The 21,719-nt window shown below is 69.1% G+C and carries 25 protein-coding genes and 2 tRNA genes; 19 read left to right on the plus strand and 8 right to left on the minus strand.

All coding sequences use genetic code 11. The features are described from left to right. The first annotated feature begins 19 nt into the window (after positions 1–19). Both M3195_RS09940 and M3195_RS09945 read left to right on the plus strand, forming a co-directional pair. Entirely contained in the window at positions 20–244 is a 225-nt protein-coding gene (locus M3195_RS09940; protein ID WP_251587029.1) for a DUF4177 domain-containing protein, read from the plus strand. Further along, positions 241–699, plus strand: coding sequence for a RidA family protein (locus tag M3195_RS09945; protein WP_251587030.1), 459 nt, complete (start codon positions 241–243; stop codon positions 697–699). Before M3195_RS09940 ends, M3195_RS09945 begins: the two co-directional genes overlap by 4 nt. 58 nt (positions 700–757) lie before the next feature. Here the strand turns inward: M3195_RS09945 and acs are convergent, their stop codons facing one another. After that, on the minus strand, positions 758–2,725 hold the full coding sequence (gene acs, locus M3195_RS09950) for an acetate--CoA ligase (RefSeq protein WP_251587031.1): 1,968 nt from the start codon (positions 2,723–2,725) through the stop codon (positions 758–760). 409 nt (positions 2,726–3,134) lie between these two features. Between acs and M3195_RS09955 the strand changes: the two genes are divergently transcribed. From M3195_RS09955 to M3195_RS10010, 12 genes are all read left to right on the plus strand, one after another. Continuing rightward, entirely contained in the window at positions 3,135–4,142 is a 1,008-nt protein-coding gene (locus tag M3195_RS09955) for a TadA family conjugal transfer-associated ATPase (RefSeq protein ID WP_251587032.1), read from the plus strand. After that, positions 4,136–5,032 carry a type II secretion system F family protein gene (locus M3195_RS09960; RefSeq protein ID WP_251587033.1) on the plus strand — a complete coding sequence of 299 codons (897 nt, stop codon included), beginning with the start codon at positions 4,136–4,138 and terminating at the stop codon, positions 5,030–5,032. The genes M3195_RS09955 and M3195_RS09960 overlap by 7 nt, the downstream gene beginning before the upstream one ends. A 38-nt stretch (positions 5,033–5,070) precedes the next feature. Next, complete coding sequence (locus tag M3195_RS09965) at positions 5,071–5,268, plus strand: DUF4244 domain-containing protein (RefSeq protein WP_251587034.1); 198 nt, start codon at positions 5,071–5,073, stop codon at positions 5,266–5,268. 14 nt (positions 5,269–5,282) lie between these two features. After that, positions 5,283–5,624, plus strand: a complete 342-nt coding sequence (locus tag M3195_RS09970; RefSeq protein ID WP_251587035.1) for a TadE/TadG family type IV pilus assembly protein — start codon at positions 5,283–5,285, stop codon at positions 5,622–5,624. A 34-nt stretch (positions 5,625–5,658) separates the two neighbouring features. Then, positions 5,659–5,988: a helicase gene (locus M3195_RS09975; RefSeq protein WP_251587036.1), complete on the plus strand. Its 330-nt coding sequence runs from the start codon at positions 5,659–5,661 to the stop codon at positions 5,986–5,988. A 98-nt stretch (positions 5,989–6,086) separates the two neighbouring features. Further along, entirely contained in the window at positions 6,087–8,945 is a 2,859-nt protein-coding gene (topA, locus tag M3195_RS09980; protein WP_251587037.1) for a type I DNA topoisomerase, read from the plus strand. Between the two features lie 28 nt (positions 8,946–8,973). Beyond that, on the plus strand, positions 8,974–9,603 hold the full coding sequence (gene tmk / locus M3195_RS09985) for a dTMP kinase (RefSeq protein WP_251587038.1): 630 nt from the start codon (positions 8,974–8,976) through the stop codon (positions 9,601–9,603). A gap of 52 nt (positions 9,604–9,655) precedes the next feature. After that, a complete protein-coding gene (locus M3195_RS09990; RefSeq protein ID WP_251587040.1) occupies positions 9,656–10,813 on the plus strand; it encodes a DNA polymerase III subunit delta' in 1,158 nt (385 codons plus the stop codon). Then, entirely contained in the window at positions 10,810–12,366 is a 1,557-nt protein-coding gene (locus M3195_RS09995; protein WP_251587042.1) for an alpha/beta hydrolase, read from the plus strand. The genes M3195_RS09990 and M3195_RS09995 overlap by 4 nt, the downstream gene beginning before the upstream one ends. A 70-nt stretch (positions 12,367–12,436) precedes the next feature. After that, positions 12,437–12,512 (plus strand) — tRNA-Thr (locus M3195_RS10000). Between the two features lie 78 nt (positions 12,513–12,590). Beyond that, complete coding sequence (locus M3195_RS10005; RefSeq protein ID WP_251587044.1) at positions 12,591–13,172, plus strand: isochorismatase family protein; 582 nt, start codon at positions 12,591–12,593, stop codon at positions 13,170–13,172. Beyond that, positions 13,169–13,699: a DUF1697 domain-containing protein gene (locus M3195_RS10010; protein WP_251587046.1), complete on the plus strand. Its 531-nt coding sequence runs from the start codon at positions 13,169–13,171 to the stop codon at positions 13,697–13,699. Before M3195_RS10005 ends, M3195_RS10010 begins: the two co-directional genes overlap by 4 nt. A gap of 14 nt (positions 13,700–13,713) precedes the next feature. Here M3195_RS10010 and M3195_RS10015 read toward each other — a convergent pair whose 3' ends face one another. Continuing rightward, positions 13,714–13,917, minus strand: coding sequence for a hypothetical protein (locus M3195_RS10015; RefSeq protein ID WP_251587048.1), 204 nt, complete (start codon positions 13,915–13,917; stop codon positions 13,714–13,716). A 25-nt stretch (positions 13,918–13,942) separates the two neighbouring features. Here M3195_RS10015 and M3195_RS10020 point away from each other — a divergent pair, with 25 nt between their 5' ends. Beyond that, entirely contained in the window at positions 13,943–14,464 is a 522-nt protein-coding gene (locus tag M3195_RS10020) for a CGNR zinc finger domain-containing protein (RefSeq protein WP_251587050.1), read from the plus strand. 30 nt (positions 14,465–14,494) lie between these two features. On the opposite strand, the gene M3195_RS10025 is transcribed toward M3195_RS10020, so the two are convergent. The 4 genes from M3195_RS10025 to M3195_RS10040 all read right to left on the minus strand — a co-directional run bounded on the left by M3195_RS10025 (position 14,495) and on the right by M3195_RS10040 (position 16,383). Next, positions 14,495–15,043, minus strand: coding sequence for a type 1 glutamine amidotransferase domain-containing protein (locus M3195_RS10025; protein WP_251587052.1), 549 nt, complete (start codon positions 15,041–15,043; stop codon positions 14,495–14,497). A gap of 105 nt (positions 15,044–15,148) precedes the next feature. Next, a complete protein-coding gene (locus M3195_RS10030; RefSeq protein WP_251587055.1) occupies positions 15,149–15,472 on the minus strand; it encodes a type II toxin-antitoxin system prevent-host-death family antitoxin in 324 nt (107 codons plus the stop codon). A 52-nt stretch (positions 15,473–15,524) separates the two neighbouring features. Further along, positions 15,525–15,597, minus strand: a tRNA-Lys gene (locus tag M3195_RS10035). Positions 15,598–15,726: 129 nt separating this feature from the next. Then, the gene (locus M3195_RS10040) at positions 15,727–16,383 is read right to left on the minus strand and encodes a fasciclin domain-containing protein (protein ID WP_251587057.1); all 657 of its coding nucleotides are present in this window, start codon (positions 16,381–16,383) and stop codon (positions 15,727–15,729) included. A gap of 209 nt (positions 16,384–16,592) precedes the next feature. Between M3195_RS10040 and sigK the strand changes: the two genes are divergently transcribed. The 4 genes from sigK (at position 16,593) to M3195_RS10060 (ending at position 19,768) form a co-directional block, all read left to right on the plus strand. Further along, the gene (gene sigK / locus M3195_RS10045) at positions 16,593–17,192 is read left to right on the plus strand and encodes an ECF RNA polymerase sigma factor SigK (RefSeq protein WP_179297570.1); all 600 of its coding nucleotides are present in this window, start codon (positions 16,593–16,595) and stop codon (positions 17,190–17,192) included. Continuing rightward, positions 17,189–18,013: an anti-sigma factor gene (locus M3195_RS10050; protein ID WP_251587059.1), complete on the plus strand. Its 825-nt coding sequence runs from the start codon at positions 17,189–17,191 to the stop codon at positions 18,011–18,013. The genes sigK and M3195_RS10050 overlap by 4 nt, the downstream gene beginning before the upstream one ends. 26 nt (positions 18,014–18,039) lie before the next feature. Next, positions 18,040–18,669, plus strand: a complete 630-nt coding sequence (locus tag M3195_RS10055; protein WP_251587061.1) for a DNA-directed RNA polymerase subunit beta — start codon at positions 18,040–18,042, stop codon at positions 18,667–18,669. 214 nt (positions 18,670–18,883) lie between these two features. Beyond that, positions 18,884–19,768: an aminodeoxychorismate lyase gene (locus tag M3195_RS10060; protein ID WP_251587063.1), complete on the plus strand. Its 885-nt coding sequence runs from the start codon at positions 18,884–18,886 to the stop codon at positions 19,766–19,768. A gap of 90 nt (positions 19,769–19,858) precedes the next feature. Here M3195_RS10060 and M3195_RS10065 read toward each other — a convergent pair whose 3' ends face one another. Together M3195_RS10065 and pstB are read right to left on the minus strand one after the other, a co-directional pair. Further along, on the minus strand, positions 19,859–20,698 hold the full coding sequence (locus M3195_RS10065; protein WP_251587065.1) for a type IV toxin-antitoxin system AbiEi family antitoxin domain-containing protein: 840 nt from the start codon (positions 20,696–20,698) through the stop codon (positions 19,859–19,861). 210 nt (positions 20,699–20,908) lie between these two features. Next, positions 20,909–21,688 carry a phosphate ABC transporter ATP-binding protein PstB gene (gene pstB, locus M3195_RS10070; protein ID WP_251587067.1) on the minus strand — a complete coding sequence of 260 codons (780 nt, stop codon included), beginning with the start codon at positions 21,686–21,688 and terminating at the stop codon, positions 20,909–20,911. Positions 21,689–21,719: the final 31 nt, after the last annotated feature.

The following is a 21,719-nucleotide window of genomic DNA, read 5'->3' on the forward strand; positions in this document are numbered from 1 at the left end:
GCCGCCAGACAGGAGAGCCATGACCACGTGGGAGTACCTCACCACGCCGCTGCTGATCCACAACACCGCCGCGATCCTCAACAACTGGGGCAAGCAGGGCTGGGAGCTCGTCCAGGTCGTGCAGGGACCGGAGGGCGGGCTCGTCGCCTACTTCAAGCGTCCTGTCACCTCGGATGCGACAGGCAACGCCGGTCTCGCGGCCGCTGAGCAGGCGGCGCGCCAGTTCGAAGGAGGCGCCGCGTGAGCATCTCCGCCCGGCTTGCCGAGCTCGGCATCGAGCTGCCCGCGGTCGCCGCACCCGTCGCCGCCTACGTCCCCGCGGTCGTGCGGGACGGCCTCGTCTACACCTCCGGCCAGCTACCGTTCGCCGACGGCGCTCTGCCCGCCACCGGCAAGGTCGGTGCCGAGGTGGGTGCCGAGGACGCGAGCACCTATGCCCGCACCTGCGCTCTGAACGCGCTCGCCGCCGCTGCGGATGCCGCGGGTGGCGTCGACCGGATCGCCGGGGTCCTGCGGGTCGGCGGCTTCGTGGCATCCACCCCTGCCTTCACCGGCCAGCCCGGCGTGATCAACGGCGCGAGCGTCGTGCTCGGAGAGATCTTCGGCGACGCGGGCCGCCACGTCCGCGCAGCCGTGGGTGTGCCGGTGCTCCCGCTCGACAGCCCGGTCGAGGTCGAGGTCACCTTCATCCTGGCCTGACACCGACACACATGCAGAACGCCCCCTCCCGGTCGGGAGGGGGCGTTCTGCATCCGCCCTACTTGACCTGCGCCGAGATGATGCTCATCACCGCGGTGTCCGCGAGCGTCGTGGTGTCTCCGACCTCGCGGCCCTCCGCGACGTCGCGCAGCAGTCGCCGCATGATCTTCCCTGACCGGGTCTTCGGGAGTTCGCCGACGATGTACACGTCGCGCGGACGCGCGATCGCGCCGATCTGCTCGCCGACCCACAGGCGCAGCTGCTGGGCGAGCCCGGCGGGATCGTGGGCGGACAGGTAGCTCTCCTTGATGATGACGAAGGCGACGACCGCCTGACCCGTGGTCTCGTCGGACGCCCCGACCACGGCTGCTTCGGCGGTGGCCTCGTGCGCGACGAGCGAGCTCTCGATCTCCGCGGTGGACAGGCGGTGGCCGGAGACGTTCATGACGTCGTCGACGCGGCCGAGCAGCCACAGGTCCCCGTCGTCGTCGAGCCGCGCCCCGTCGCCCGCGAAGTAGTAGCCCTGCTTCTCGAACTTCTCCCAGTACGTCTCCTTGTAGCGCTCCGGGTCGCCCCAGATGCCGCGCAGCATGCTCGGCCACGGCTCGGTGATGACGAGCAGTCCGCCGTTGCCGTTCCCGACCTCGGTGCCGGACTCGTCGACGACGTCGATCGAGATGCCGGGCAGCGGCACCTGTGCGGACCCGGGCTTGGTCGCCGTCACGCCGGGAAGTGCCGACACCATGATCGCGCCGGTCTCGGTCTGCCACCAGGTGTCGACGATCGGAGTCTTTCCCGCTCCGATCACGTCGCGGTACCAGATCCAGGCTTCGGGGTTGATCGGCTCGCCCACCGAACCCAGCAGCCGCAGCGACGAGAGGTCGAACTTCTGCGGAACGCTGCGGCCGATCTTCATGAACGAGCGGATCGCGGTCGGGGCCGTGTAGAAGATCGAGACCTTGTACTTCTCGATGATCTCCCACCAGCGCCCGGGGTGGGGGGAGTCGGGCGTGCCCTCGTAGATGACCTGGGTCGCACCGTTCGCGAGCGGTCCGTACGTCACATAGCTGTGGCCGGTGATCCACCCGATGTCGGCCGTGCACCAGTAGACATCGGTCTCGGGGTGCAGGTCGAAGACGTACTTGTGCGAGTACGCCGCCTGGGTGAGGTAGCCGCCGGAGGTGTGCAGGATGCCCTTCGGCTTCCCGGTGGTTCCGGAGGTGTAGAGGATGAACAGCGGATTCTCGGAGGGGAACGCCTGTGCCTCGTGGTCTGCCGATGCCGCGGGCACGGCGTCGTGCCACCAGACGTCGCGGCCCTCCTGCCAGTCGACCTCGTTCTCGCCGCGCCTCACGACGAGGACGTGCTCGACGGTCTGCTGCTCGCCGTCGCCACGGTCGGACAGTGCCTGGTCGACCGCGGGCTTGAGGGCGGAGACGCGTCCCTTGCGATAGCCGCCGTCGGCCGTGATGACGAGCTTGGCACCAGCGTCGTCGATGCGCGCGCGCAGGCTGTCGGCGCTGAAGCCGCCGAAGACGACGGAGTGGATCGCGCCGACGCGGGCGACGGCCAGCATGGACGCCACCGCCTCGGGGATCATCGGGAGGTAGATCGCGACGCGGTCGCCGTGACCGATGCCCAGGTCTTCGAGGACGTTCGCGACCCGCTTGACCTCCTCGGTCAGCTCGGCGTAGGTGATGCTGCGCGCATCGCCGGGCTCGCCCTCCCAGTGCAGGGCGACGCGGTCGCCGTTGCCCGCTTCGACGTGGCGGTCGAGGCAGTTGTAGGCGACGTTGAGCTCACCGTCGTCGAACCACTTCGCGAACGGCGGCGTCGACCAGTCGAGGACCCGGGTGAACGGCGTGTTCCAGCTCACGAGCTCCCGGGACTGCTCTGCCCAGAACGCCTCGCGATCGGCCGCAGCGCGCTCGTACAGTTCCGGCGACGAGACCGACTGGGCGGCGAACTCCTCGGACGGCGGGAACTTGCGGGTCTCGTCGAGAAGGTGATCGATCTGACTGCTCATCGGCAGGCGCTCCTTTGCGGCGTGCGGGTCGTGCGGGCGCGACCGAGCCGATGCTCGACCGCGTGAGGGCGAATCTAGTCCCGGCCGATGCCATCGCATACTGCCGAAAGTCAGTATCCGAGCCGGTTTTGTGAGGACGGTCGCCTTGCGTACACTCGACGGCAGCCGAATTCTTCATTCCGGCCCTGGCGTGCCCGATTCCCCCGAAAGGGCCGCCGTTGGCGGCATCTCATTCCCCCCGTGAGGTGCCGCCTTTCTCATGTCTGCACGGGCCTGGACGCATGACCGTCTCCGCGCCGCGTCCGCGCCGCCTCTGCACCGATGGTGCCGCTGAGACGTTCTGCACAGCCAGCGCGGATGCCGACGGATCAGCCGTTCGCGCTCCGGTCGCGCTGTCTAGCGTCGAGCCATGAGCAACGGATTCGTCATCGAACCGCGTGACGCGAGCGCCCACCCCGGGGTCGGCGCTACGGCGATTCGGGCGCCGCTCGACCCCGCCTTCGGGCCCCTCGCCGAGTTCTGCTCCGACGAAGACGTCACCGACGTGTTCGTGAACGGCTCATCGGGGTTGTTCGTCGACCGGGGAAGGGGAACGGAGGCCGTCCCGGGGTGGCGGGCCTCGGAGCGAGAGGTCCGCGACCTTGCCGTCGCCCTGGTCGGCCTCGGCGGGCGCCACCTCGACGACCAGGCGCCCTGCGTCGACGTGCGGTTGGCGTCGGGGATTCGCGTGCATGCGGTGCTCGCGCCCGTCTCCGCGTCCGGTACCGCCCTGTCCGTGAGGGTGCCGCGGGCGGGGGTCGCCGACCTCGATGCGCTCGCCGCCCTCGGATCGATCGACGACAGGCAGAAGCGGTGGCTGCTCGGTCTCGTGCGGGATCGCACGAACATCCTGATCTCGGGAGGGACGGGCACCGGCAAGACGACCCTGCTCTCCGCGCTGCTCACCGCTGCGTCCGAGAACGAGCGCATCGTCACGATCGAGGACGTCGCCGAGCTCTCCCCTCGCCATCCGCATCACGTGGCACTCGAGGCGCGGCAGCCGAACCTCGAGGGGGCAGGCGGAATCAGTCTCGCTCGCCTCGTGCGCGAATCTCTTCGCATGCGTCCCGACCGTCTCATCGTGGGGGAGTGCCGGGGTGAAGAGGTGCGCGAGCTGCTCAGCGCCCTGAACACGGGGCACGACGGCGGCGCCGGAACGCTTCACGCCTCGGGACTCGGCGATGTGCCCGCTCGCCTGGAGGCGCTCGGCGCGCTGGCGGGTCTGGATGCCACGGCTCTGGCCCGACAGGCTGTCAGCGCCTTCGGGATCGTGCTGCACCTGCACAGGGACCCCGACGGGCTGAGGCGCATCGAGCGCGCGGGCACCCTCACCGTAGAAGCCGATCGGCTCGGTATAGAAGAGGTGCAGCCGTGGTGAGGATCCTGCGCCGCAGATCGACCCCGCGGGGCACGGATCCGGCGACCACCGTGCAGACCCTCGCCGTGCTGCTGCAGGCCGGCGCCGTTCCGATGGTCGCGTGGCGGCACATCGCCGACCTCGGCGATCCGCACGCCATGTCGATCGTCGAGCGCGTCGACGCAGGGGAACCGCTCGTGTCCGCGATCGAGGCGCAGGGAGGAGCCTGGCGCGATCTCGCGGCGGCGTGGGAGGTCGCCACGACCGTCGGTGCGCCGCTCGCCGAGGTGCTGAGGACGATCGCGGACACCGTGCGCGATGCCGCCGCCGCTGCCGACGACGTGCGGATCGCGCTGGCGGAGCCCGCGGGGACCGCGCGGTTGCTTCTGTGGATGCCCTTCGCCGGCCTCCTCCTCGGTTTCGCGCTCGGATTCGACACGCTCGAGATCGTCACGACGCACGCCGTCGGGGCGGGGTGCGTCGTGACCGGGCTCGTCCTCGTGCTCGCCGCCCGCGTGTGGACGGCCCGGTTGCTGAAGCGAGCACGTCCGAGGCCAGGCACACCGGGGATGCGGGCGGAGCTTGTCGCGGTGGCGCTGTCGGGAGGAGCGTCCGTCGACCGCGCGCTGCGCCTCGTCGACGGTACCGGAGCATCGCGCCTCGACGATGGGCACCAACTGCGGACCGTTCTTGATCTGTCTCGATCTGCAGGGGTTCCTGCCGTCGAACTCCTCCGGGCGTCGGCGGCGCAGGACAGGCACACATCGCGCGTCGAGGGGCGACTGCGTGCCGCACGACTCTCCACCCGACTCCTGATCCCGCTCGGCGTGTGCACGCTGCCCGCCTTCCTCCTGCTCGGAGTCGCACCGCTGTTGCTCAGCGTGCTCGCCTCGACACCCCTGCCGTTCTGACCCCACTCACGAGAAAGACCTAGAGAAAGAGGAACACCATGACCACGATCCCCACGCTGACCCGCCGCCGCGCGGCATCGCTCTTCGGAGACGAGAGCGGGGCGGCGACAGCCGAGTACGCCATCACCACGATGGCGGCGGTCGCCTTCGCCGGCCTGCTCGTCGTCATCCTGCGATCGGGCGAGGTGCGCGGCATCCTCACCGACATCGTGCGCCGTGCGCTCACCGTCTCATGACGCGTCGGCGTCGCGTGACCGGTCTACCGGGCGGCGATGGCGGGTCGGTCGCCGCGGAACTCGCTCTCGCGCTGCCCGCCGTGCTGCTGGCCCTCCTCCTGGGGGCGGGTGCGCTCGGCGCGGCGTCACGCCAGGTCGCACTGCAGGATGCCACGGCCGACGCTGCGCGCCTGCTCGGGCGCGGCGAGGACGCGGGAGCAGCGGCGGCAGCGGTATCTCGGGCCGTCCCGGGAGCGGGTATGGCGAGTCGCGCCGCCGGCGATGTCGTCTGCGTCACCGCGCACAGCGAGGTCGCCATCGCGGCGGTACGGCTCCCGCTCCGCGCCTCGAGCTGCGCCCTCGCCGGCGGTCTGTGATGGACACGCGTGGTGCTCACCGCAGGAGGCGATGATGGCGGGCGCAGCCCTGGGGGCCGGACTGCTGGCGGTCGCGGCCACACTCTCGATCGGACTGGCGGCCGTCGGAGGTGCCGCCGTCACCGCTCAGCGTGCCGCGGGGGCCGCCGACGCCGCGGCGCTCGCCGCAGCGGATGCCGCGAGCGGTGCCGTGTTCGCAGCGGACGACCCCTGCGCGCTCGCCGCGCGCGTCGCGGCGGCATCCGGTGCTGGCGTGACGCGCTGCGCGCTGGCCGGACTCGTGGCGACCGTGCAGGTCCAGGCGGCGTACGCTGGACTCGCCGCCGTCTCCCGCGCCCGTGCCGGGCCACCCGAGGAGAGGTGACGTCGGCGCGAAGCGCGGTCCCGCGAGAACGCAGGTCGCCGCTGTGACGAACCCATCACGGCGGTGTGTATGGTGTGCTTCGGAGAAAGGATGCACCCTTGGCTCAAGGCAAGAAGCTGGTCATCGTCGAGTCCCCGACGAAGATGAGGTCTATTCAGGGGTACCTCGGTGACGGCTACGAGGTGCTCAGCTCGGTCGGTCACATTCGTGACCTCGCCGACAAGAAGGACATCCCCGCCGCCGACAAGCAGGCGTACGGGAAGTACTCGATCGACGTCGACAACGACTTCGACCCGTACTACGTCGTCTCCGACCGCAAGACCAAGACGGTAGCCGAGCTCAAGCGCGCGCTGAAGACCGCCGACGAGCTCCTGCTCGCCACTGATGAGGACCGCGAGGGCGAGGCCATCGCGTGGCACCTGCTCGAGACCCTCAAGCCCAAGGTGCCGGTCAAGCGCATGGTGTTCCACGAGATCACGAAGGATGCGATCCAGGCCGCCGTCGGCAACACCCGCGAACTCGACACCGACCTCGTCGATGCGCAGGAGACGCGCCGCATCCTCGACCGCCTGTACGGGTGGGACGTCTCTCCGGTGCTCTGGTACAAGGTCAAGACGGGGCTCTCCGCCGGCCGCGTGCAGTCCGCCGCCACCCGGATGATCGTCGAGCGCGAGCGCGAGCGTATGGCCTTCGTCTCCGCCGATTACTGGGATGTCGAGGCGCTCGCGTCGACGACCTCCGGGTTCCGAGTCCGACTCGTCCGCGTCGACGGCGGCCAGCTCGCCAGGGGCACCGACTTCGACGACGCCGGAAAGCTCAAGAAGGCCGTCGTCGTCCTCGACGAGAAGAGGGCGGCATCGCTCGCACTCGCGGTCGACGCCACGGGCGTCGGCACCGTCTCCAAGGTCGAGGCGAAGCCCGGTACCCGCAGCCCCTACGCGCCGTTCACCACCTCCACCATGCAGCAGGAGGCGGGGCGCAAGCTCTCGATGAGCGCGAAGCAGGCGATGAGCGTCGCCCAGCGTCTCTACGAGAAGGGGTACATCACCTATATGCGCACCGACTCCACGGCGCTGAGCACCCAGGCGGTGCAGGCGGCCAGGAGTCAGGCGGTCGCGCTCTACGGCGACAGTGCCGTGCCTCTCAAGCCGCGCGTGTACAAGTCGAAGAGCAAGAACGCTCAGGAGGCTCACGAGGCCATCCGCCCCTCCGGCGAGACCTTCCGCACGCCCTCGTCGGTGTCGTCGGAACTCGACCGCGAGGAGTTCCGCCTCTACGACCTCATCTGGAAGCGCACCGTCGCGAGCCAGATGGCGGACGCGAAGTACGAGACCACGACCGTCACGGTCGCGGTCGACACGTCGTCGACATCCGGGGCCGACGCGCAGAACATCGAGTTCACGGCATCGGGCACCGTGTACACCTTCAAGGGCTTCCTCGAGGCGTACGAAGAAGGTCGTGACGAGAAGCGGAACTCGCAGGATACGTCCGACGAGCAGTCGCTGCCCGTCGTCGCGGTCGGCGACGAGCTGCGGATGTCGGATGCGGAGGCCAAGGGACACCGCACGACGCCGAAGCCCCGCTACACCGAGGCCTCGCTCGTGAAGGCACTCGAGGAGCACGGCATCGGGCGTCCCTCGACGTTCGCGAGCATCATCGGCACTGTGATCGACCGAGGCTACGCGACGAAGCGCGGTCAAGCGCTCGTGCCGACCTGGCTCGCGTTCAGCGTCGTGCGACTGCTCGAAGAGCACTTCGCCGACCTCATCGACTACGACTTCACGGCGGCCCTGGAAGACGACCTCGACGCGATCGCGCGCGGCGAGCAGAAGCGCGTCGAGTGGCTGCGCTCCTTCTACTACGGCTCCGACCAGCAGGTCGGCCTGCGTCAGGTCGTCGACAACCTCGGGGAGATCGACGCCCGCGCACTCAACTCGACGCGCATCACCGACACGGCGACGCTCCGGTTCGGCAAGTACGGTCCCTACCTCGAGGTGGTCGACCCCGCCGCACCCGACGAGAAGCCGCGCATCGTCAACGTGCCGGAGGACCTCGCCCCTGACGAGCTCACGGCGGAGAAGGCGCAGGAGCTCATCGACGCCCCCGTCGCGGGCGACCGCGTACTCGGCGTCAACCCCGAGAACGGCAAGGTCATCGTCGTCAAGGACGGTCGATTCGGACCCTACGTGCAGGAGAACGACCCGGTGTCCGATGACGCGGATGTCGACGAGTCCACCGGCGAGGTCGTCGAGAAGCCGAAGCCCAAGCGGGGAACGAAGAAGGAAGCCGCGCCCAAGCCGCGCACCGGTTCGCTCTTCCGCTCGATGTCGGTCGATACGATCGACCTCGACACGGCGCTCCAGCTGCTGAGCCTGCCGCGTGTGGTCGGCACCGATCCCGAATCCGGCGATGAGATCACGGCGCAGAACGGCCGCTACGGTCCGTATCTCAAGAAGGGCACCGATTCGCGCTCGCTCGAGAGCGAATCGCAGATCTTCGACGTCACGCTCGACCAGGCGCTCGAGATCTACAAGCAGCCCAAGTACGGCGCCGGAGCCCGCCGAGCGTCGAGCGCACTGGCGGAGTTCGAGGCCGATCCCGTGAGCGGCAAGCCGATCCGTATCCGGGACGGCCGGTTCGGCGCGTACGTCACCGACGGCGAGACGAACGTCACCATCCCGCGTGGGCAGAAGCCCGAGGACATCACGTTCGAGATCGCGGTGCAGATGCTCGCCGACAAGCGAGCCAAGGGCCCGGCGCCGAAGCGCGGCGCACGCGGTGCCGCAGCGAAGAAGGCCCCGGCGGCGAAGAAGGCGCCCGCCAAGAAGCCTGCGGTGAAGAAGCCCGCGACCAAGAAACCGCAGACGGATGCCGAGAAGGCAGCCGCTCGCTCGGCGGCGGCCAAGAAGGCCGCGGCGACCCGTGCGGCGAACGCCGCGAAGAAGCGCTCCGAGTGAGCGGACCGATCGAAGTGAGGGTCGGTTCGTGACCTCGGAGCGCGGGGTCTGGATCACGCTCGAGGGCGGGGATGGCTCCGGCAAGACCACGCAGGCCAACCTGCTCGCCGAGTGGCTGACCGGTACGGGTCGCGCGGTCGTCCGCACCCGTGAGCCGGGAGGGTCCGAGGTCGGTCAGCTCATCCGCGACATCGTGCTGCACCACCGGGGCGACATCGCTCCGCGGGCCGAGGCCCTTCTCTATGCCGCAGATCGTGCGCATCATGTGTCGACGGTCGTCCGCCCTGCCCTGGCGCGCGGCGAGATCGTGCTCCAGGATCGCTATCTCGACTCGTCGGTCGCCTACCAGGGCGCGGGCCGCGTGCTCGACGCCACCGAGATCAGGGACCTCTCGCTGTGGGCGGCGGAGGGTGCGCTCCCCGACCTGACGATCCTCCTCGACCTCGACCCCGACGCGGCGCGGCGGAGGCTCGACTCCGCCGACAAGCCGTTCGATCGCCTCGAAGCGGAGAAGGGCGAGTTCCACCGCCGGGTGCGCGACGCGTTCCTCGCACTGGCGTCCGACGAACCCGACAGATTCCTCGTGCTCGACGCCGCCGAGGCCCCGGAACGGATCGCCGACCGCATCCGTGCCAGTGTGCAAGGGCTCCTGGACTGAAGACCAGGATCCGACGCCCTCGGACGTCGGTGCCGCCGATTAGGCTGAGTGCATGCCCCAGACCGTACCTCCGCCCTTTCCCTGGGCCGACGTCTGGGGGCAGGACGCGGCGGTCGAGACCCTCCGCGCCGCGGCATCCGATCCCGCTGCGCTCTCGCACGCCTGGCTGATCACGGGCCCGCCCGGCTCCGGCCGCTCCACGCTCGCTTACGCGTTCGCCGCCGCGCTGATTGCCGATCGGCCGGACGACGAGGCCACGATGCGGCAGGTCCTCGCCGGTACGCACCCCGACGTCACCGCGCTGCGTACCGACAAGGTCATCATCACCATCGCGGAGGCGAGGTCGCTCGTCGAGCGCTCGTACTTCGCGCCGTCAGCCGGCCGCTACCGCGTGATCGTCGTCGAGGATGCCGATCGCATGGTCGAGCGCACTTCCAACGTGCTGCTCAAAGCGCTCGAAGAGCCCCCGGAGCAGACGGTCTGGGTGCTCTGCGCGCCGAGCGAGGCCGACCTCTTGCCGACGATCCGATCGCGCGTCCGGTCGCTCCGCCTCCGCGAACCAGATGTCGCAGACGTGGCGCGCCTGATCACTCTTCGCACCGGCGTCGACGCGGCCGTCGCCGAGCAGGCTGCCCGCCACGCACAGCGGCACATCGGTATGGCTCAGCGACTCGCCACCGACGACGCGGCGCGTCGCCGTCGCGACGAGACGCTGCGCTCGGTGATCGGTGTCCGCGGCGTCAACGACGCGGTCGAGGTGGCCGGGCGCATCATCCAGGCGGCGACCGACGACGCGAAGGCGCTCACAGCCGAACGCGACGCCGCCGAGAGGGCAGCGCTCCTGCGCACCGTCGGCATCGCCGAGGGGCAGGCCGTGCCGCCTGCCCTGCGGTCGCAGATCTCGGCGCTGGAAGACGAGCAGAAGAAGCGCGCCACCCGCAGCCTGCGCGACGGGATCGACCGCGTGCTCACCGACCTGCAGTCGCTCTTCCGCGACGTCGTCATGCTGCAGTTCGGGCGCGACGACGAGCTGATCAACAGCGAACTCCGCGACGAGCTCGCCGCGCTCGCGTCCGCGTGGCCCGAGACACGTACCCTTGTCGTACTTGACCACCTTGCCGAGACCCGCCAGTCGCTGGAGCGCAACGTCGCACCGCTGCTCGCCCTGGAGAGCTTGCTCGTGACCGTCACGAGCGGGAGGACACCGTGACCGACCGACAGACTTCCCGCTTCCGCCGCGTCCTCGCGACCGTCGCCGGCCTCGCCGCGGCATCCGTCGCGCTCTCCGGCTGTCTCTATGCCATGATCCCCGAAGGGGCGGAACCCAAGCCCTCCGTCACCAACGAACCCGACACCGAGGGCGTCAGCGAAGACCTCATGCCGTTCTACGGGCAGACCCTCACGTGGACCGAGTGCGGCATCGGCTTCGATTGCACCGACGTCACTGCGCCGCTCGACTGGGAGAATCCCGCCGAGGGCGAGATCACGCTCTCGGTCGTCCGGCACCAGGCGACCGGAACCGCGAAGGGCTCGCTGCTCACGAACCCCGGCGGTCCGGGCGCCAGTGGCGTCGACCTCATCCGCGACAGCCTCGACTTCGCGGTCGGCGCCGATCTCATCGAGAACTTCGACGTGATCGGGTTCGACCCGCGAGGCGTCGGCCAGTCGACGGCCGTGACCTGCTTCGACGCCGCAGGCATGGACGAGTACCTGTACTCGATCCCCTCCGCTCCGCGCGGCAGCGCCGAGTGGGAGGCCGAGTTGCTGGCGGCGCACAAGGAGTTCGCCGACGCGTGCGAGGCGAACAGCGGCGGCATCCTCCCGTTCATCACCACGATCAACGCCGCGCGCGACATGGATCTGATCCGTGCGGTCCTGGGCGACAAGCAGCTGAACTACCTCGGGTTCTCCTATGGCACGTTCCTCGGCGCCACCTACGCGAACCTCTACCCCGAGAAGGCCGGCCGCCTCGTGCTCGACGGCGCGATCGATCCGTCGGTGTCCGGACTCGACGTCGGTGCCACGCAGGCTCTCGGCTTCGAATCAGCGCTGCGCGCGTACATGCAGGACTGCATCGATTCGGGCGAGTGCCCCTTCAACGGCTCTGTCGACGAGGCGATGGCCGACCTCGGCGCGCTGCTCGCGAGCGTCGACGCGGTACCGCTCGAGAACGGCGACGGGCGGATGCTGGGAGCCGATGCCCTCATGACCGCGATCATCGCCGCTCTGTATTCTCAGGACAGCTGGACGTATCTCACGCAGGCGTTCGACGAGGCGCTGCAGGGCGATCCTTCGACGGCCTTCCTGCTTGCGGACTTCTACAACGGTCGGGAGAACGGCAGCTACATCGACAACTCCTCGGAGGCGTTCCGCGCATACAACTGCATGGACTACCCCGTCGAGGACGACCCGGCCGCGGAGGCCGCGACGTCCGCCAAGATCGCCGAGGGCGCCCCGACCATCGCGCCGTACTGGGACGGCCCCGACTCGTGCCAGGTGTGGCCGTACCCGCCCACCGGGACTCGTGGAGAGATCACTGCGGACGGTGCAGGACCGATCCTCGTGATCGGCACGACGAATGACCCCGCCACGCCGTACGAGTGGTCGGAGTCGCTCGCCGACCAGCTGTCCGAGGGCGTCCTGATCACACGAGTGGGCGAGGGGCACACCGGATACAACAAGGGCAACGCGTGCGTCGACGGCGCTGTCGAGGCCTTCCTGCTCGACGACACCGTGCCCGAAGACGGTCTGCGCTGCGAGTGATCGCGATGGCGCGCGCGGATTCGATCTCGATTCGCGGTGCGCGTCCGGAACGGGTAATATCGATGATCGCGCCGCTTTAGCTCAGTCGGCAGAGCATTTCACTCGTAATGAAAAGGTCGTCAGTTCGATTCTGACAAGCGGCTCCACCAGGCCCCGTGATGCGAAGAACATCACGGGGCCTTCTGGTTCCCCCGTGCGGAGTCACTCGGGCGTACGCTCGGAGCATGGGTAGAGCGCTCCTCATCGTCGACGTGCAGAACGATTTCACCGAGGGCGGTGCGCTGGCCGTCGCAGGTGGGGATGCCGTGGCATCCGCCGTCTCCGGCTACCTCGACGCTCACGCCGGCGACTACGAGGTCATCATCGCGTCGCGGGACTGGCACGACGCAGAGGGCGACAACGGCGGGCACTTCCACCGCGAACCCGACTTCGTCGACTCCTGGCCCGTTCATTGCGTCGCCGGCACGGAGGGTGCCGCGTACGACCCCCTGCTCGATACGGACGCCGTCACCCATCACGTGCACAAGGGCCAGGGCATCCCCGCCTACTCGATGTTCGAGGGGCGCACCGAGAAGGGTGAGACCGTCGGCGCCATTCTGAAGGAAGCGGGCGTGATGGAAGCCGACGTCGTCGGAATCGCCACAGATCACTGCGTCCGCGCATCGGCGCTCGATGCGATCGCTCATGGCGTGCGGGTGCGGATCCTCACCGACCTCATCGCCGGTGTCGCCCCTGAGTCGAGCCGGTCCGCGCTGGACGAGCTGGCGCATGCGGGCGCCGTGCTCGCCGAAAGCGGCGACGCATGACCCGCAGCGTCCTGCTGCTGCGCGCCGTGAACGTCGGCGGCCGGGCCAAGGTGCCGATGGCTCGGCTTCGCGAGGTGCTGACGCCGGAACTGGGCGACGACGTCTCGACCTACATCGCTAGTGGCAACGTCATCTGCGAGACGCCGTCGGCCGCGGAAGCGGTGTGTGCACGCGTGCGCGCCATCATCGGCGAGGAGTTCGACGTCGACACCCCGGTGATCCACCGCACCCACCGCGAGCTCGCCGCGGCTGCGTCGACGCATCCGTTCCCGGACGCGTCGGAGAAGATGCTGCACGCGATGTTCCTCGAGGGCGACGCGAGCGACGGGGCCGAGGCGGCGTTGACGGAGCGGCTCGTGCCGGGGGAGCGCATCGCGCTCGTGGGGCGCGAACTGTGGATCGACTACGGCGAGGGCGGGGTGCAGAACACGCGTCTCACGAAGGCCGTGCTCGACCGGGGGCTGGGGGTCGCCGGCACGGCGCGGAACCTGCGCACGGTCCGCACGCTCGTGGAGCTGACCGCCTGATCTCGCGCGCTGCCTCAGCGCGCGTCGAGTTCGGCGCTCAGGGCTGCGGGGGGCATGGCCGGAAGAGCCTGGAGGTCGACGCGGCGGGTTCCGCAGTCACCGCATCGGACGTAGAGCACGACGCCTTCGCTGGTCGCGTGGCGCGACTCGATGAGCCATGCGTGCTCGTGTGCCGCAGAAGTGGGATGGGGTACCGGGAGGGTGTGCAGCGAGGTCATGCATCCAGCGTGATGTAATGGCCTTATGCATCTCAACCCTTACGGCGAGTACGCGGTGCTGCTGGCCGCCTCGCTCGCGAACGATTGGCCCGCTGATCGCGCAGCCATCGAGGTGCGGACGCTGTCGATGGGAATGACCATGGTCTTCCCGCCGGCGCCCGACGACCACGAGCGTGTGCGCGACGTGATCGACGACTGGCTGGAGGTCGTCGACCAGTCCGACCCGGGGGAGCGGGCCCGACTCCTGAACGACCAGATGGCCGAAGCCGCCGCCTATCCTCGCCTCACGAATCACAGCGGCGAGGGCTGGCACCTGCACTACCGCGACGACGTGCCGTCGCTGCCGTTCGTCCTCCGAGGCATCATCACCGTCGGCACGTCTCTGCACCTGGTGACCCGGGGGATGGATCGCCTCGGTCGATGCGAGGCCTCACCGTGCACCAACGTGGTCGTCGACATCACCCGCAACGGCCGGCAGCGGTTCTGCTCGGTCCGCTGCGCGAACAGAGCGGCGGTCCGGCGTCATCGCGCTCGATCGAGCGCGTGACCCCGGACCGCCGATTCGCAGAAGGGGAGATCAGGCCGTCTGGCCGGCGTGCTTGCCCTCGGCCACCTCTTCGACGAGCTTCGCGTTGAACGCGGGCAGGTCGTCGGGGGTGCGACTGGAGACGAGGCCGCTGTCCACCACGACCTCCTCGTCAACCCACGTCGCGCCGGCGTTGCGGAGATCGGTGGCCAGGCTCGGGTAGCTCGTGAGCGTGCGGCCGTCGACCACGCCGGCCTCGATGAGGATCCAGGCACCGTGGCAGATGACGGCGACGGGCTTGTGCTGCTCGAAGAACGAGCGCGCGAGGGCGATCGACGGCTTGTCGAGACGCAGGTGATCCGCGTTCACGACGCCGCCGGGCAGGACCAGTGCGTCGAACTCGTCGGCCTTCGCGGCATCCGCCGTCAGGTCCACGTGCTGCACGTGCCCGTTCTTGCCTGTGATCTGCTGGCCATCGGGAGCGATGAGGGTCGCGCTTGCACCCTCGGCCTGCACGGCCTCCCACGGGCTGGTCAGCTCGCTGTCCTCGAATCCATCGGTCGCGAGGAATGCCACGCGGCTGTCGGTCAGAGTCGCCATGATGCGTCCTTTCGTGGAGGTCTGGGTTCCCGGGTCGGGAACTCTTCGAGCCTCTCGCGAAGGGTGCGACACGAGGAAGGGGGTGGCCGGATGCCGGAGCGGGTGCTAACGCGGGTCTCGCGCGCCCGGCGAAAGCACGCGCAGACCGGCGCGGGTGGCGGCGTCGGCGAGTTCTCGGTCGTAGGTGATCATCTCCTGGACTCCCAGTCGGAGCGCGACTGCGGGGTGGATCGCGTCCTGAGAGCGCAGCGGCGCCAGCGTCCCCGCAGCCTCGGCGAGCAGTTCGTCGAGCACGGACGGCCGGATCGGCACCAACCGTGCCACGGGGCGCCCGTGATTCGTGACGGTCAGCTCTTCGCCGGCTTCGACGCGCCGCAGCACCTCTGAGCTGCTGTTGCGCATCTCGCGCTGACTGATGACCGCCGACATGTGGCACAGCGTAGCTCTCTGCCCTGCGGCACACAGCGTACCGATGTGAGGGTGGGCCCCGTGGGGCTCGAACCCACGACCCGCGGATTAAAAGTCCGATGCTCTGCCAACTGAGCTAGAGGCCCGTTCTCCCAGTCTAGGGGCGCGAAGAAGGGGCCGCCGACGATTCGCATCGTCGACGGCCCCTGGATCATCTCACCGCCCTCCCCCCGGTGGCGAGACGGTCACCGAGAGTGCTCCTCGGTATGACGGGATCACATCGGGGGCATCAGCACCGAGTCGATGAGGTACACCGTGGCGTTGGCGGTCTGGACGCCACCGCAGATGACCGCAGCGGAGTCGTTGACCATGATGTCGTCGCCGCTGCCGGTGACGGTGAGGTCAGCGCCCTGCACGGTGGTGTGCGTGCCATCGATGTCGGACGGCGCGATCTGACCGGGGACCACGTGGTACGTGAGGATCGAGCTCAGGGTCGCACTGTCGGTCTTGAGCGACTCGATCGTAGCCGGGTCGATCTTCGCGAACGCGTCGTCCACCGGAGCGAAGACGGTGAACTCGTCACCGTTCAGCGTGTCGACGAGGTTGACGTCAGGGTTGAGCTGACCGCTCACGGCCTGGACGAGGGTCTTCAGAAGGGGGTTGTTCGACGCAGCCGTCGCGACCGGGTCCTTCGACATGCCCTCGACGGAACCGGCGCCGTCCGGAACCTGCTCGGCGTAGGCGGCGCAACCCGGGCCGACGAGGTCCATCGCCGGGTCCATCGTCTCGGGCGCCGTGGTCTCCGACGACTCGGGCGCCGACGACTCCATGGGCTCCTCGGACGACGAGCCGCCCGCACAACCGGCGAGCACGAACGCGCTTGCCAGACCGAGGGTGATCGCTGCGGTGATCTTCTTCTTGGTGCTGAACATCTCGAGCTCCTTCAAGAACGGTGCCACGGCCTCTCCGTGGCGTTGACTGCTGTTCGGAACCCCTCGGAGATCGGATGGGAAAAAGTTCGGACGGATCTCGAGCATCGCTCTTCCAATCCGTTTCGCCCCGGGGTCACGAACCTGTCACGAGTGGTTCTTTTCCCTCACGTTCCGGTGACGGATGCGCGGGAAAGGCAGGAGGATGCGGCATGCTTGTACAGATGGTCATCGACGGGATGGACGTACCCGAGGACGGTACGGCGAGAGATGCCGTCGCCGACCTCCTCATACGCATCGGCGAGGGCGACGAGCGAGCTCTGGCGGAGCTGTACGACTCCCTCTCCTCTCGCGTGTTCGGTCTGATCCTCCGCGTGCTGGTGAACCGGTCGCAGAGCGAGGAGGTCCTCCAGGAGGTCTTCCTCGAGATCTGGCAATCCGCTACCCGGTTCGCTCCGAACAAGGGGCAGGGAAGAACCTGGGTCATGACGATCGCGCACCGCCGTGCGGTCGACCGGGTCCGAGCATCGCAGTCCAGCGCGGACCGGGATGTGAAGGCCGGATACAGGGATATCGGGGTCGCGCACGACAGCGTCGCGGAACGGGTCGAACTGGGCATCGAGGGCGAGAAGGTCAGGAACGCGCTCGCAGGTCTTCCCGAGGCGCAGCGCGAAGCGCTCGTCCTCGCCTACTTCGGCGGATACAGTCAGAACGAAGTCGCGGTGCTCCTCGGAGCCCCGCTGGGGACCATCAAGACACGGATGCGGGACGGGCTCAGCCGTCTGCGCACAGCCATGGGGGTGACAGCATGAACGAGAACGAATTCGCAGAGCTCGCGGCGGGCGCCGCGCTCGGCGCGCTGTCGCCCGACGACCAGCAGCGCTACCACGCGGCGCTGGTCGCGAATCCGGAATGGCAGAAGATCGCCGATGCGGATGCCGCGGTCGCGGCGTTGCTCGCGGAGGGCGTGGCTCCGGTCGCGCCGCCGGCCGACCTCCGCTCGTCGCTGCTCGCCCGGATCGCGACCACGCCCCAGAACGGCGAGGTGTTCGTCGAACCGGCGGCTGCCACCGGCTCCGCCCGCGAAGCCGACTCCGAGGAGGGCGATGATCCGGCGTCCACCGAGTCGAGCCACCGCCCCGCCCTCGGGGGTGAGACGGGTGTCAAGGCGCCGGCACGACGTCTGCGCGTCCTCTTCGCTCTCGCCGCCTGCCTCGCCCTGCTCGTCGGAGTCGGGGTCGGCACGGTCGCGCTCAACGACTACCTGAATCGCCCGGCGAGTGTCGTCGCGCTCCAGGAGATCCAGTCCGCCGACGACGCGCAGCAGGCCAGCGTCGAACTGGCCGACGGCGGAACGGCCACGGCGCATTGGTCGGCCTCGGTCGGCGAGGCCGTGCTCGTGGCGGACGGGATCGCCACCCTGCCCGACGACCAGGACTACGAGCTCTGGTTCGTTCGCGGGGACCAGCCGATCTCCGCGGGCGTGTTCGAGGCCGAGGACGGTGAGGCCACCGCCCTGCTGTCGGGTGAGATGCACGAGGGCGACGTGATCGCGGTCACGGTCGAGCAGGCGGGCGGCTCGCCGGATGGATCGCCGACGACCGACCCGGTCATCGCGATCCCGACCGCCTGACCCCGCGTCGCGCGTACCCTGGAGTGATGTCCGAGCAGCACTCCCGCCCCGTACGTCGTCCGAGCAGCGCCTTCGACAACATCATCGGTCGTCACGATCCCGCCGAGGAGACGCGGGCCGCGCACGCCACGGCATCCGCTCTCCTGACGCGGGTCCGCGCCGACGAGAGCGGAGTGAGCGCGGACCGCCTGGTGGCGTTCACCGACGAGCACGGCATCGACGAGATCGCCGAGCTGTGGTCGAAAGCCCCGTCGCGAACGCTCCCCGGCGCGCTGTGGCGTCTGTATCTGCTTCAGCTCGCGATCCACTCCGATCCGCAGACCGCTGCGCTGCTCTACGAGCGGGGGAGGGTGGAGCTGCCGTCGGCGGACGCCGTCATCGCCGGCGCTCCGGTACCGGCCAACCCCGACGAGCTCGTCGTGCTGATCGACACGATCCTGCGCGGGGCGTTCCGCGGCGACTTCGCCGTGGCCCTCGATCGCGCTGCCGCGTTCTGCCGCGTGCAGTCGTCCGGTGCGACTCACACCGCCGACGACTATGAGATGACCGAACCGGCCAGGGCGAGCGAGCTGACCACCCGGGCGCTCCGCCTCAGCAGCTACGCGCAGGATCTCTCCGCGTGCGCCGTGTTGTGGCGTCACGGGACACTCGCCTGATCGTCGGCGTCGCGTCGCCGTCGCGTCCGCGCCGTCACCGCGCGCGGAAAGCGCCGTCGTCGGGTCAGGACATGAGAAGACCGGGCCGCAAGAACGCCTCTCGGCGGAAGGCCGCTCGCAGCGGCGAAAATTGGAGCCCGGGGTTATGCGGCCCGGCCTGTACCAGTGTAACGCGATGCGGCGGCTGGTATTCCCAGGGTCGTAGGCTCTGAGCATGGCTCAGCGATTCGCTCTCATGATCGACCCGGCAGAGGTCGATGCCGACCGCACCGACTTCGCCGACACCTTCACGAAGGTCGACGCCGCCGCCCCCGCTCTGAGCGTGGGCGAGCTCAGCACTCAGCGGGGCGACGGGGTGTTCGAGTCGATCGGGGTCGTCGGCAGACACGCACAGGAGGTGATCCCGCATCTCGAGCGCCTGGCGCACTCAGCGCGCCTGTGTGACCTGCCGCTGCCCAACCAGGCGCAGTGGCGTCAGGCCATCGAGGTGGCCGCTGCCGGCTGCGGGGAGGGCGAGTACGTCATCAAGCTCATCCTCAGCCGCGGGGTCGAGCACGGTCCGACGCCCACCGCTTGGGTGACCGTCGCTCCGGCATCCGATTTCTCCGACGTCCGTGAGAACGGCGTGCGCGTCGTCACGCTCGACCGCGGCTACGACCTGGACGTCGCGCAGCGAGCGCCCTGGCTGCTGCTCGGCGCGAAGACGCTGTCGTACGCCGTGAACATGGCGGCGCTGCGCGAGGCCCGCCGCCGCGGCGCCGACGATGCGATCTTCCTCTCGCGGGACGGCTACGTGCTGGAGGCGCCGACAGCGTCGCTGATCCTGCGCCGCGGCGGCCGGTTCGTCACGCCCGCGCCGAACGGCGGCATCCTTCACGGCACGACTCAGCTGAGCGTGTACGAGCACCTCAACGCCCGCGGGTTCGCGCCCGAGTACGACCGCATCCCGGCATCCGATCTGACCTCCGTCGACGCGGCGTGGCTCGTGTCGAGTGTCCGGCTGGCCGCGCCCATCACGGCCATCGACGACGTCGAGATCCCGGTCGATCGCTCGCTCACGACCGAGCTGAACGAGTACCTGCTGTCACCCCGCGACTGACGCCACGTCGGAAAACGAAGACCCGCGACCTGTTGGGCGGCGTGTCGCCCGGTGGCACGCCGGCGGTGCTCCGGCGTCTCTCCGCTTCCCTCAGCGGAGGCCGTGCCGGATCATGGCACCGAGGATCGCTCGCTCCACCGTCGGCCAGTCGTGCACGACCATCGCGTAGGTGAATCGCAGGGTCTCGAAGCCGAGAGCGGATGCCGCGGCGTCACGCCGCAGGTCCTTGCTGCGTGCTGCAGGCTCGCCGTGGTTCTCGGCTCCGTCGGCCTCGATGATCAGTCGGCCGCCGATCACGAGATCGACCTCGCCGACGCCGTCGATGCGTACTTGCGTGCGCACGTCGATGCCTAGCCGGTGGAGGCGAAGCCGGATGAGCGATTCCAGGCCGCTGTCGGCGTCGCCTCTGGCGAAGGCCACGAGCCAGCGCATGTCCGCCGGTAACCGGCTGCACAGTCGTCCGATGTCCTTCGGTGAGAGCAGCGACCGACGCAGGGCCGATTCGAGCGCGGCGAAGAACGTGTCCTCGTCGGCGCAGGAAGCGATCTGCAGCAGGACGACCAGGACCGGTGGCGGCCTGCCTACGTCGACGTGACCGGCATCCCAGTGCATCCGGCATCCCTCGCAGCCTCCACGCGGTGTGCCCACAGTGCCCATCCACACGTGGTGCTCCGGAGGCGTTCGCAGAATCCACAGTCCCAGGAGGAGGCCCGCCTCGCAGCATCCGACGGTGCCGCCGTGCTCTGCCGAGTGCAGCAGTGCGTCCGGCGTATCGGGCAGCGCGTACACCCCTTGGCGCGGACGCAGTATCTCTCCCGCTCGCACCGCGCGTGTGAGCTCGGCCTCCGGCACTCCGCGGAGCCGCAGCTCGCGCGTCCGCGCCATCCGTCCGAGGGAGCGCAGCGCGGCATCGGCGCGGATGAATGACATGCGCGCATACTCGCGGAGCCGCGGGGTCCGGATCCGTCGTGCGCCGCAAATGCGCCATCCGATGTGCGGAACCGTCTTAGCCCTGCACCCGTTCAGGAGGGGAGAGGCGGGGAATCGCAGAGCGGATACGCCTCGGCCGGCGTGTCCGCGAGAGACACGCCGGCCGAGGGGTGAAACGCCTGGTTTTTCCCGGAGGTGGGAGACCGATGCTCAGCCGAAGCGGCCCGAGACGTAGTCCTCGGTGGCCTGCACCGACGGCGTCGTGAAGATCGTCGATGTGTCGTCGTACTCGATGAGCTTGCCGGGCTTGCCGGTGCCGGCGATGTTGAAGAACGCCGTCTTGTCGGAGACGCGGCTGGCCTGCTGCATGTTGTGCGTGACGATGACGACCGTGTACTCCTGCTTGATCTCGGCGATGAGCTCCTCGATCGCGAAGGTCGAGATCGGGTCGAGCGCCGAGCAGGGCTCGTCCATGAGGATCACGTCAGGGGAGACGGCGATCGCGCGAGCGATGCACAGACGCTGCTGCTGACCGCCCGAGAGACCGGAGCCCGGCTTGTCGAGACGATCCTTGACCTCGTTCCAGAGGTTCGCGCCCCGCAGCGACTTCTCGACGAGGGCATCCTGGTCGCTCTTCGCCATACGCGAGTTGTTCAGCTTCACGCCTGCGAGCACGTTCTCCTTGATGGACATCGTCGGGAACGGGTTCGGACGCTGGAAGACCATGCCGACCTGACGGCGCACGAGCACCGGGTCGACACTGGCGCCGTAGAGGTTCTTGCCGTCGATCAGCACCTCGCCCTCGACGCGCGCGCCGGGGATGACCTCGTGCATGCGGTTCAGAGTGCGCAGGAATGTGGACTTGCCGCAGCCGGACGGGCCGATGAAGGCCGTCACGGTGTTGGGCTTGATGTCGATGTTGACGCCCTCGACGGCGAGGAAGTCGCCGTAGTAGACGTTGAGGTCGTTGACTTCGATGCTCTTGGACACGAGTGATCCTTCTTGTTCAGTCGGGTGGGGG

This window comes from Microbacterium hydrocarbonoxydans (genome assembly GCF_023715885.1).
In the GTDB taxonomy this organism is placed as follows: domain Bacteria; phylum Actinomycetota; class Actinomycetes; order Actinomycetales; family Microbacteriaceae; genus Microbacterium; species Microbacterium hydrocarbonoxydans_C.